This window comes from Flagellimonas onchidii (genome assembly GCF_004804315.1).
Taxonomy (GTDB): Bacteria; Bacteroidota; Bacteroidia; order Flavobacteriales; family Flavobacteriaceae; genus Flagellimonas; species Flagellimonas onchidii.
Genome location: NZ_SRXX01000050.1, coordinates 1 through 1,399, shown reverse-complemented (window position 1 = coordinate 1,399; position 1,399 = coordinate 1). Strand labels below are relative to the sequence as shown.

Here is a 1,399-nt window from a genome sequence, read left to right as displayed (position 1 = left end):
CCCGATTTGCCCAATTTTTTTCCCAAAACCCAATTGTTTTTCAGAAATGGCCAAACTGTCCATAATAACCCTATGTTTCGGTAATGTTGCCCTTTGGAAAAATATGTACCCATCGTGCAATTGATCCAATCTTGCATCTGTAAAGTCAATAAAATTCAAAAGTCTCGTGGGTTGTGGAGACTGCATTGCCTGTTGCTTGGAAGGAACAAACAAATAAGGTATATCAAGACTGTTCAATTTATGCTCAAAGGAATTTTCTTCAATTGGCGTGGGATGCCATTTGTTGGTGCCCAAATCCAGAAGGGAATCATTTACATGTATTGTCGCCAAACTATACGATTCCATCTTTAGCTCGTTTTTAATATACGTACCCATTGGAACAAATTCTTCTGCAATTGGTTTTTTAATGCTCGAATGATCATTGATGGCATGGACATTGTCTGCCCAGCAAATAATTTTTTCATTTGGATTTCTATCGATATAGCTCAATAGATTATTTGCCATTTGTTTATCCCTTATATTATTGTTTTTATTTCCAAAATCAGTGGTCAATATTTCTTCCGTATTGTAATATGCATCCTGAGAACAGGCCAAAAGACTTTTTGCAAACTGTTTCCAATAATAATTGGTGGAGTTGGTTTCCAGGGAATCTATTTGTGAAATGATTCGTTCAAGTTCTCGCTCATATACCGAATATTCAATGTCGTCCTCTTCAACGGTAACTGTTTCCAACACACCTTCGATAACAATCCCGAAATCATCTTCATCCAATTTCAGTGGGATGCTTTGTTTTTTACAATAATCAAAAAAATCCTCTATAAATTGCTGAACATTGTTGACTTGGGAGTCAAAGCCCACAACTTTAAGGTTGTTCCTATCAATATAGTTTACCAAGCGCTGAAATTCCAAGGCATTTGACCAAACTCCCCAAATTGCGTTATTGAAACCTTTGGCCGTAAAACCACTTTGGTTCATTTTCCAGATGTCATACATGGAAGATTCCATGGAAATTGTCGTAAATCCCAATTCTTGGTGCAGATACTCTACAATACGGGCTTTCATCTCAAATATGTTCCCGTACATGTGTGTATGTTCACCGAGCATTACGAGTCGTTTTCCTTCCAGTTCGTCCTTTAAAAATGATAAATCGTCAACTTCCTTTGATTCAGGAGCCAGCAATGGGTAAGTTTTTATTTCCTGTGATTGAAGCGTTCCAATACATAGGAACAAAAAAATAATGTTCAGTCTTTTCATGAAAGTAATCGGTTTACCACAATAGTAGGCGTTTCATTTTTGAAAAAAATCCATATTAACATGGATTAACAGAAAATTAAAAAACATTGGCAGTTTTGTACGAGAATTGTACCTCAGACAAAATTTTACAATGTTCAATCATATA

The 1,399-nt window shown here is 36.0% G+C and carries 1 protein-coding gene; it reads right to left on the bottom strand.

The window, feature by feature from the left end; genetic code table 11:
- Positions 1 to 1,254, bottom strand: a 1,254-nt coding sequence (locus E4661_RS18935; protein WP_136469028.1) for an erythromycin esterase family protein, incomplete at its 3' end; no start/stop codon positions are given.
- Between the last annotated feature and the right edge of the window lie 145 nt (positions 1,255 to 1,399).